Below are 9,901 nucleotides of genomic sequence, written 5' to 3'. Positions count from 1 at the left end.
CTTGGATACAAGACACCGTTAGAAGCATTTAACGAAGAACAAGCTAAGTGTTGCACTTAGCTTGACAATTCGTCATATAAAAAAGGCTTTATGCTTTATTCAAAGTTCTTATGATGCGGTTCATTATTCATAATTCTAATTATTTAAATTAGTGATATATTATTCATTAGCAACCAATACAAATTTAACTGCTATAACTAAATTTTTTTTCAAATACGCAATAAATATAGCATCCTTTCATCCCTCTAGTAATGAGAACTCGATAAGTATTCTTAATAAGCTCATCAGCTTTTTCTAATATATCTTGTCTATCTTCCCTATATAATTTCTTTATTTCGCTAAGACTTTTATCATTCAATCATTATCAAGAATAACAACTTGTTTATTTTTGTAAAAGCATCTATTATTAGTAATATAATTTTAATTTATATATCTAAAGAAAAAATACGTTAAATCTGCAACTACAATAAATGGAGGTTTTTTTATGCAAAATATGAAATATTATTATGATTTTTCAGGTCAAAAATTCGGTTATCCTTTAAGCCTAAGCATTAACAGCTTTAGCAGACAAGTATTTTATCGTCATAGTAGTCTAGAAATAACCTACGTTTTAAAGGGAGAATATGAGGTTATTACAGAAAACTTCTCTCATATAATTAAAGAGCATGAACTATTAATCATTGCTCCAAATGATATTCATATAATTCGTCAAAATTCTAGAGAAGAAAATGTAATTTTAACCATACATATTGATTTTTCTCTCTTTCCATCAGCAATGATAGGAGAAATAAAGCATTCCTACGAATCAATTGTTTGCACTGACAATAATAATTTGAAATTATTGAAAAAATTAAAGCTTCAAATAGGTAAATTAGTTGGAGTTCTATTACGTGGTAATAATAATTTATTTGAGTTAAATACAATAATGATGGAAATTGTTTATATAACTTCTAATCACATGCAGTATCCTATTGAACGTTTACCTCTTCAATCTATTCATAGAGAAAACTATATTAAAGCTATTCAGTACATAGATAGCCATTATCAAGAGGATCTACGTTTAACAGATGTAGCAGATACACTTATGTTTAGCGTTTCTTACACTTCCAAACTCTTTAAGAAGTATACAGGTATTCCATTTGTAAAATATGTTGCTCTAGTAAGAATTCGTGAATCCATAGAATCTTTATTAGAGGGAAAAAAATCCATTGAGCAGATTGCTGCTGATTGTGGCATGCCAAATTCTAAAGCCTATACCACAGCCTTCAAAGAACTTTATGGAATTGTTCCTAGCCACTATCGCAAAAAGTTTGTCAATAACATGAAATTTAATGAAGATAAAAGAGAACAAATAATGTCTCTAGATTATAATCAAAAGCAGCTCCTTCAACACCTGTTAGAAGAATCAGAAAACATCCTTTATGAAAATGATAGCATAAAAATCAAAGTGAAAGAAGGGCATACTCTTTGCTCCATTCAAACATCTAAAGATGTAAAAAGCACTATAACTCACTGTAATGATGAAATTATTATAGATATTGCTAAAGTTTAAAATGGAGGAACTTAAAATCTACCTTGTAACTTTCTATTATAAGTCATTTTTCGCTTTAATATTATCTCATTTCGCTTTTAATCTTCAAATATGAGGACATATTTTAACCTTTAACATCAAGCTAGGACAAGGATACTAATTGAATAATATGGTAACATCAAAGAAAAAGGAGATGAGGATATGAAAAAATATAGTCATTTATTTTCACCTATCAAAATTGGTGAAACCACAGTTAAAAACCGTATTTTTATGCCACCAATATCTACAAACCTAGCAGATAAAGGTTATGTAACAGATACTTTAGTTGAGCATTACGCTGCAAGAGCAAAGGGTGGTGTTGGTCTTATTGTTACTGAAGTAACTACTATTGAACCTGTTTACACATATTTACCTGGAGATATGTCCATAAGTGATGATTCTTATATTCCTGGTTGGAAAAAGTTGACGGAGGCTGTCCATAAGTATGGAGCAAAAATCCTTCCCCAATTATTCCATCCTGCTTACATGGCCTTCCCTATTCCGGGAACACCTCGTTTAATCGCACCATCAAATGTTGGGCCTACCTATGCGAAGGAAGCCCCAAGACCAGTAACCATACCAGAATTAAAGATTATTATCAAGCAGTTTGGTGAAGCAGCCTTAAGAATTAAAACCGCTGGAGGAGATGGTGTTGAAATTCATGCTGCTCATGCCCACGGTCTACTAGGAGGTTTTTTATCTCCTCTATATAATAAAAGAACTGATGAATATGGTGGTGATATCAATGGCCGTTTGAAATTAACACTAGAAGTTATTGAAGAAGTTCGTAAAACGTGCGGAAAAGATTTCATCATTGATGTAAGAATTTCTGGTGATGAATACTGTGATGGAGGCTTAAATCTTAACGATGGAATATACATTGCTAAGCAATTAGAGAAAGCTGGTGCTGATATGATTCACGTATCTGGAGGAACTACTATCATGCGTGGTAGCTCAATCCCTGCACCTGGTACAAAGCAAGGTTCTCACGCTAAGTTATCAGAAGAAATCAAAAAACATACGTCAATCCCAATAGCTACTGTTGGACGAATTACAGAGCCTTGGATTGCTGATGAATTAATCGCCAATGGTAAAGCAGATATCTGCATGATTGGAAGAGCTAATTTATGTGATTCTGAATTTGCTAATAAAGCCGAAAAAGGTATGGATAATGATATACGTCCATGTATTGGATGTCTTCGTTGCCTAAACGGTATTATGTTTGGAAAGCGTGTAGCTTGCACAATCAATCCCTCTCTTGAAATTGAAAATGAGGATACTCTTAAGTTATCTAACACAAAGAAAAAAATTCTTGTTATTGGTGGCGGACCTGCTGGTATGGAAGCAGCCTATGTTGCAAAGAAAAGAGGTCATCATGTAGTCCTTTGCGATCAAAATGAAGAACTAGGTGGACTTATGCGTATAGCTTCCGTGCCAATTGCTAAGCAAGATCTTTCAAAGGTTACACAATACATGGTTAGAAAACTCGAAGAAACTGGAGTTGAAATTCGTTTAAACTGTACTGTTAATAAAGAACTATTACAAAATGAATTTGCTGATTATGAAGTGATTATAAGCAATGGTGCCTCCCCTATTGTTATCCAACCATTTACATCCTTTAAACATTGGGCAACTGCTGATGATATTCTAGGTGGAAAAGCCTTCCCTGGCCGTAAAATCGTTATTATTGGAGGTGGTTCTGTAGGTTGTGAAACTGCAGATTATCTTGCACCCCTAGTTTATGACCGTCTTCCTAGAGACAGAAAAGTCACTGTAATTGAAATGTCTCCAGAAATCATGTCAACAGAAACAGGCGCAGGTAGAAGTTTACTTGTACAACGTATGATGAAAAAAGGCATAGAGCTAATCTGTAGCGCCAAGGTTGAAAAGGTAGAGGAAGATAAAATCTACTATAGCAAAGACGGTGAAATCCACTGCATTGCTGATGCCGACACCCTTATCTTCGCCGTAGGTTACCGCACAGACACCACACTGGCTGATACTTTAAAGGAACTTCAAATGCCTTATCACACTATAGGAGACGCAAACAATGTTGGAACAATAAAAGATGCTATTCATGCAGGATATGCTATTGCTAAAGAATTGTAATATAAAGAGTATATGACTTTTACTGAGTCATATACTCTTTTGGGACAGTAGATTGATTTGTGTAAAAAATAAATCTAACTACTGTACCTCTAGCTTCATTAAAATCTAAATATATAAAATATATTTATAAATATCATTTATTTGTGGTACGGTTCTCCGTATCGGTAATAAGTGAGGTTTTTTAATTTTAATTTTTATAAACTTTTTCAATTCTACTATATTTAATTTTATTAAATTAATATTTGCTATTATACTATTCCACATTAAGCATCCATACTTTTTTCAAAGGTATCTCTGCCCTTATATCTTCACTTAATTTATCATAGTTCTCAAATAATTGTTGTATAACTTTTTTAGAATCCCATAACCTTACTTTAAAAAATTGTTTTGGTATTTCTTTAATGACTGTTGTTTTAAATCCACTCCATGCTACCAATAAACCATAATCTGCACTAAAGTTACTCATTGTCCCAACTAATTGGTCTAATGTAGCTCTATCCACAGGTGAATCACTTGTTTTTATCTGAACACATATTCTAGGTGAACCGAATCCTAATGTATCAGATGAAGCTAGAATATCTACGCCATTGTCAGCTCCTTCTGGACTTCTATATGTAATAAACCCTTGTGCCTTTAAGATTTCTTCAATAAGCATCTCCATTCTATGTCCCTTAAACTTCCTTATAATATACTCAGATATAGTATCAAAAATATATTCTTCTAAATCTACTTCTACTTCGCTATCATCTTGATCTTGAATTCCTTGCATAAGTGACTTATTTTTTACTTTCCAGTTGTTTTGTGCCATATCTTTTATTCTTTCTTCTGCATTATTTCTATGTATTGCACACACTGTCATAAATGCTCCAAATGAATATAAAATATCTTGGTCAAATCTATCTCTTGGAATATCCTGTGCAAACCATTTTACTTTTCTATAATGGTAATAAGGGCTTCCTAATGACTCATCATATACATAATCTCCTTCAATTTCTCCAATATGTATTGTTCTATTAATCTTACTTGGTAATACAACCCAATCACCTTTTTTCATTCTATGAGCTATTGGATATATTTGAGAAGCCCAATTTATAGCTGTCTTTTCTTTTTCTAAATCATACATATCTAAAAGAATTTCATATAGTTCTGTTTTATCTTCAAATTCATTTAAATCTATATTTAGATCATCCCATGTAAGATATACTCTTCCATCCTTCAAAAACTTACTTTCGTATTCTCCATTTGCCCCTGCTCTAAATAACCAAATACTCATTTTTTATACCTCCCTCATTTAATTCTTATTTTCGAAATATTTTACATTATTACTTATATTATCTTTTAAATATTACCATTTTTCAATTGAAAATTTTATCTTTTTTGTTTTATTTTCATTAACTATTCTTTATATAGCAATATCTAAATTCAGCATACTTATTCCAACATTTCTCAACATAAAAGAAGAAGGAATACCTTTTATAGATACTCCTTCTTCCTTATTTATATAGTCAACCAAGCTATCATTTATTTTTAGTTTTATTGAATCTATTTCTCTTGCTTCATTTATAGCTATCTCTGATATTATCATATGAAGTAATTTCTTCTGTTGCTCTCTTGTTGCACTTTCTGTTAGCACTTTACTGAAATTCTCTAGTATACTCTTTATGAATTCATACGGTATTTCTTCACTTACATCATCTGAAAGTGTAACTAGAAGTGGTTCTTTTTCCTCTTGAAGACTTTTAGCTCTTTTATTTAGCTCATCTTTTCTCTCCTTAAACTCTTCCTTAGATATTAGTTCTTCTTCATATGCCTCGAAAAGTTTAGTTTTCTTCCTATCTATCTTTTCAAGCTCTTTATCTATTCTTTCTAACTCCTTCTTAGCTGGATTTATCTTATTATGTCTTTCTTTATTAACATTCCTTACTATAGTTTCAACCATTTTCTCATTAGAAAGTAATTCTGATAACTTATTAAACACATACTCATTAGCTTTATCAACTCTTATTGTATTAGAATTACATACGCTTGTACCTTTATTCTTCCATGCTCCACAACAGTAGTAAGCTATTCTCTTCTTAGTTCCATCAGCTAACTTATTAGTAGTTCTTGAAATCACCATACCAGCCCCACACTTAGGACACTTTAGTATTCCTGTTAGTGGATACTCACCATCATATATTCTTGAAGGTTTACCTTTCTTACTTTCCATTATTGCTTGTACCTTATCCCATAACCCTTCCTCTATTATAGGTTCATGTATTCCATCTGTTATTATTGGATTAGCATTTATATTTCTTCTTCTTTTCTCTGACCAATTTTGTCTTACATTATATCTAACCTTTCCTATGTATACTGGATTAGTTAGAATTTCTCGTATTGAACCTACTGAAAAATCATTTCCTTTCTTAGTCTTATACCCTAGTTTATTTAGTTGATTAGTAATAGCCTTATATCCTTTCCCATTACTATATTCATTAAATATTAATCTTACTGACCTTGCTTCTATTTCATTAATAGTTAATTTAGTTTTTCTTCTTTTACTTCCTTCTTGATTCTCCACAGGAACTAAGTCGTATCCTAAAACTCTTCCACCACACCATTCTCCTGCTTTTGCTTTTGCACACATTCCCATTTTTACATTTTGAGCTATAGTCCCCCTCTCAAACTCTCCTATCAATGCCATCATCTGAAATTGCATTTTTCCTGCTGGAGTACTATTATCGAACTGCTCTGAATAAGAATTGAAAGCTATATTATTCTGTTCCAATACATCTACTATCTTTAGAACATCTGAAAGCTTTCTACTAATTCTATTAATCTTCCAAGAAATCACCATTTCAAACTTTTTATCTTCTGCATCATTTAGAAGTTCTTTTAATGCTGGTCTATTTTTTATATCTTTACCACTTATTCCTCTATCTGAATATACCTTATAAACTGAGTAATTCATTCTATTACACCAATCTCTTAGAAGTCTTTCTTGCTCATCTATACTATATCCTTCCTCTGCTTGTTCTATTGTACTAACTCTACAGTATATAGCTATATTTTTAATATTATTTCTATCCTCAGTAGCACTAATTAAATCATTAAATCCCATTAATATTCCTCCAATACTTTTAATCAATCAAATTTATAATATATACTTGTGTTATATATTTAATTTGACTATTTTTATCTGGAAAATATTATCCTTATATACTAGTGATAATATTTTCCTATTTGCAATTTACATATATAACTTAATTTAAATTAATACCCTGATATTCTTTCGTCCAATTTATAAACCATTTGCTATCCATTATTTCTTCTTGTTCCATTAACGTTATTTCTTCTTCTATAAATTCTATATATATTAGATTTTCTATATTAATATCTATTTCTTTATTATTAAAGCTCATTTTCTATACTCCCTTATATTTAATCTAGCTAAACATTGCACTAAAAAGAGCAATGCTTAGCAGTTTAATGTGATTTAACTATAAATCTAAAATTTTAAATATTACTTTATGCTATATATTATTTAAGTAATTTTTAAATTTTTTTCTATCATATATTTAATTAATATTTCTGAAATTAACTCTATTATCTCATTTGCTTGCTTATCATTCTTCATATACTAATACCTCTATTGATTTTTTATTTCATCATAACGATTACCATTTATTTGATGATATCTAAGAAAATCAAGTCTATCACCATCTATATCTTCGTAATCTATTAAACTTTTAGCTCTTGGAACTATATCTATACCTCTATGAATATTCTCTATATATTTATAAATCATTATTATTTCTTTAATTAAATTTTCTTCATCTCTTATTTTTAATTCATTCATATCATCCACTCCTACTAATTGTTATTATCTACAGTGATTATTGCTACTATATCTTTTTCATAAGTAATATATTCAACATCAGAAAATGTAATAGATGTTTTATTGCTAAAATCTAAGTTGTATTTACAAGTTATTTCATTTACAATTCCTGCTGAGTAAAGAATTCCTTTAGATTTATAATGTTTTATAGATAAATAATTCACATTATTAGGCAATTGTTTTGCTATTGCTATCTTATTATCATTAAATGAAATAACTATTTTTTCTGGATTATTTAATTTATCCATCAGTTGTCGAGATAATGTTATTCTTTTTCCTGTTTTGGCATTTACTACTGACATTATTCCTTCTCCATTATTATTTCTATTCAATGTTTTACTTTCTGAAGCTTTGAATTGATTTAAATCAGTAATTGTTTTAGCTTCTTTAGTCTCCATTACTCTTTCTTTTTCTATAGAATCATTTATTATTTTTGATTGAATTTTATTTAACATTTTGTTATTCTCCTTTTTCTTTTGGATTCAATTTATCTCAACTTGTCCATAGACAAGTTGTTGTATTTTCTTGATTTTACTTACATTGGGCGTAGGGGCGTATTTTGCATCTTATTTACTTTATTTATAGAAAAAAAAATATCTTTTAGAGATATTTTTTAGGAAAATTTATTTTATTATGCCACTTCGCCCAACGTATTGACTTTACTTAGTTTTATTTGTCCTTACTTAGTCCTATATTTGCCCACTATCCACCCAATGTTCCTCTGTACACTGGATTATTTACTCCATCAAATCTAAAATCTCCAACTACTTTCACACATGTATGGTATCTTACATTTCCAGACTTTTTTGAAACACAATCTTCTATTCCAAGTCTTTTAGCTTCTTCTTCGAATTTCCTCCAAAATTTCTGAACGCTTATTTGAGCTAGTCCTTCCATTCCATTAGCTTTAGCCCACATTTTAAAACTTTTGTATATTACTCTATTATCTTCTCTATAACTCTTATCAGCTTTTCGAATACATTCTTCGAAAAATAATATAAATGGATTAATTTCTCTTTGATACTGACTTAATACTTCTTCTGAATTTTTAGATTCTGTAAATTTATAGTTATTCTCTTTAAGTCTTTTTAATCCCTCAATTGCCCATAAAAATATCCCTTGTAGTTCTGTTTTTAGCTTATCTTTTAAGTTTCTATCTCTATCTTCTTCTTTTACTGTATTACAGAAATTAAGTACACTTATTCTTCTCCAATATCCATAACTATTATCTCTAGTATGTGGTAGATTATTAGTAGATAATACTATTTTGGCTGTATTTCTAAATGAGATAACTGGCTTATTTTTCTGTTCAGCGTTTATAACATCTTCACCTGTAACCATTTTGAAATATTGAGTATTTATACTTTTTCCATTAGTTTCATTCTCACTACTTATGTTAGCAAGTTTATTTAATAAACATATTCTTGAAAAACCTCTATGAAGTTCATTCAAAGGAATATTAGATATATTCTCTTCTCCTATACATTCACTGATTAATTCTATAAATACTCCTTTCCCATTAGCTCCTGAACCATAAAGTAGTAGTGCTTTTTGAGCTTTAGTTTCTGCCGTCAAAAGATATCCTGCCCATTCTTGAGCAAGTTTCTCTGATTCTTCATCACCTTGAAAACTATCTTTTAAAAACTTTATAAACATAGGACATTCAGCATCTTGTAAGTAGTTGATTGGTATTTGTATAGTGCTATAAAACTCCTTATTATGTTCAACTAAAGTGAATTCTTCTAAGTCATACATTCCATTCAACATATTTATATATCTTTTATTACTATTAAACTCGCCATCATAGTAAATTATTCTTTTTAATGCTTCTATGTATTCTTTCTCTCTTTTAGTACTCCATATATCTTTATAATATTTATGAAGTAAATTTCTTATCTTTTGTAGTACACTTAACTCTTCAACTTTTGTCCATTTACCGTTTTTATAGTTATAAAAATCTCCTTTACTATAAATCAGATTAGAATTTTTTGAGATATATTCAGCAAACTTATTAGGACTAAAGCTTTTGAATTTAAATGTCTTATTACATATTGTAATTCCCATGTCATCAATTTCTTTTAATTTAGCTTCTAAAGACATCCTTACCTCCTTTTATTTTAATAATTTATCTATTATTTACTTGTACTTACATCCCTCCTTGATATTAAAACTTTCTTAAATTTGTTGTACATATTATTAATACTTATAGAAAGTTCTTAATAATGCTGTACATATAATTTGTTACGACTTCCCTTAACTTTCAAGTGGAATTATCAAAGCCTTAATTTCCTTGCCTCTATCACCTTACCTTCTTTACATCTAGGAAGTCCTTACTCTCATGCTAA

General features: G+C 29.8%; 9 protein-coding genes. 2 read left to right on the top strand and 7 right to left on the bottom strand.

Translation table 11 applies throughout. From position 1 onward, the window contains the following. Nucleotides 1-184: 184 nt before the first annotated feature. A complete protein-coding gene (locus tag ABUA17_RS12925) occupies nucleotides 185-358 on the bottom strand; it encodes a DNA/RNA helicase domain-containing protein (protein ID WP_078061306.1) in 174 nt (57 codons plus the stop codon). Between the two features lie 126 nt (nucleotides 359-484). Here ABUA17_RS12925 and ABUA17_RS12920 point away from each other — a divergent pair, with 126 nt between their 5' ends. Beyond that, the gene (locus ABUA17_RS12920; RefSeq protein WP_042397331.1) at nucleotides 485-1,552 is read left to right on the top strand and encodes a helix-turn-helix transcriptional regulator; all 1,068 of its coding nucleotides are present in this window, start codon (nucleotides 485-487) and stop codon (nucleotides 1,550-1,552) included. Between the two features lie 180 nt (nucleotides 1,553-1,732). Further along, on the top strand, nucleotides 1,733-3,679 hold the full coding sequence (locus ABUA17_RS12915) for an NAD(P)/FAD-dependent oxidoreductase (protein WP_195951590.1): 1,947 nt from the start codon (nucleotides 1,733-1,735) through the stop codon (nucleotides 3,677-3,679). A 253-nt stretch (nucleotides 3,680-3,932) separates the two neighbouring features. On the opposite strand, the gene ABUA17_RS12910 is transcribed toward ABUA17_RS12915, so the two are convergent. The 6 genes from ABUA17_RS12910 to ABUA17_RS12885 all read right to left on the bottom strand — a co-directional run bounded on the left by ABUA17_RS12910 (nucleotide 3,933) and on the right by ABUA17_RS12885 (nucleotide 9,656). Further along, on the bottom strand, nucleotides 3,933-4,952 hold the full coding sequence (locus ABUA17_RS12910) for a restriction endonuclease (RefSeq protein ID WP_195951591.1): 1,020 nt from the start codon (nucleotides 4,950-4,952) through the stop codon (nucleotides 3,933-3,935). Between the two features lie 129 nt (nucleotides 4,953-5,081). Beyond that, nucleotides 5,082-6,779 (bottom strand): recombinase family protein, encoded by a 1,698-nt coding sequence (locus ABUA17_RS12905; protein ID WP_195951592.1) that lies wholly within the window; start codon nucleotides 6,777-6,779, stop codon nucleotides 5,082-5,084. A gap of 142 nt (nucleotides 6,780-6,921) precedes the next feature. Beyond that, nucleotides 6,922-7,080 carry a hypothetical protein gene (locus ABUA17_RS12900; protein WP_195951593.1) on the bottom strand — a complete coding sequence of 53 codons (159 nt, stop codon included), beginning with the start codon at nucleotides 7,078-7,080 and terminating at the stop codon, nucleotides 6,922-6,924. A gap of 227 nt (nucleotides 7,081-7,307) precedes the next feature. Then, nucleotides 7,308-7,517, bottom strand: a complete 210-nt coding sequence (locus ABUA17_RS12895; protein ID WP_195951594.1) for a hypothetical protein — start codon at nucleotides 7,515-7,517, stop codon at nucleotides 7,308-7,310. A gap of 14 nt (nucleotides 7,518-7,531) precedes the next feature. Further along, nucleotides 7,532-8,011 (bottom strand): hypothetical protein, encoded by a 480-nt coding sequence (locus ABUA17_RS12890; RefSeq protein ID WP_195951595.1) that lies wholly within the window; start codon nucleotides 8,009-8,011, stop codon nucleotides 7,532-7,534. Nucleotides 8,012-8,258: 247 nt separating this feature from the next. Next, nucleotides 8,259-9,656: a DNA primase family protein gene (locus tag ABUA17_RS12885; protein ID WP_195951596.1), complete on the bottom strand. Its 1,398-nt coding sequence runs from the start codon at nucleotides 9,654-9,656 to the stop codon at nucleotides 8,259-8,261. Between the last annotated feature and the right edge of the window lie 245 nt (nucleotides 9,657-9,901).

It is taken from the genome of Clostridium sp. RTP31139st1_H3_RTP31139_211217, assembly GCF_040227035.1.
Classification (GTDB): Bacteria; Bacillota; Clostridia; order Clostridiales; family Clostridiaceae; genus Clostridium; species Clostridium saudiense.
The sequence above is the reverse complement of the archived record's forward strand: the minus strand, read 5'-3'. Positions and strand labels throughout refer to the sequence as shown.

Coding starts and splice junctions, on each gene's coding strand:
- ABUA17_RS12920 (WP_042397331.1), top strand. CDS start 485: ATGCAAAATATGAAATATTATTATGATTTTTCAGGTCAAAAATTCGGT.
- ABUA17_RS12915 (WP_195951590.1), top strand. CDS start 1,733: ATGAAAAAATATAGTCATTTATTTTCACCTATCAAAATTGGTGAAACC.
- ABUA17_RS12910 (WP_195951591.1), bottom strand. CDS start 4,952: ATGAGTATTTGGTTATTTAGAGCAGGGGCAAATGGAGAATACGAAAGT.
- ABUA17_RS12905 (WP_195951592.1), bottom strand. CDS start 6,779: ATGGGATTTAATGATTTAATTAGTGCTACTGAGGATAGAAATAATATT.
- ABUA17_RS12900 (WP_195951593.1), bottom strand. CDS start 7,080: ATGAGCTTTAATAATAAAGAAATAGATATTAATATAGAAAATCTAATA.
- ABUA17_RS12895 (WP_195951594.1), bottom strand. CDS start 7,517: ATGAATGAATTAAAAATAAGAGATGAAGAAAATTTAATTAAAGAAATA.
- ABUA17_RS12890 (WP_195951595.1), bottom strand. CDS start 8,011: ATGTTAAATAAAATTCAATCAAAAATAATAAATGATTCTATAGAAAAA.
- ABUA17_RS12885 (WP_195951596.1), bottom strand. CDS start 9,656: ATGTCTTTAGAAGCTAAATTAAAAGAAATTGATGACATGGGAATTACA.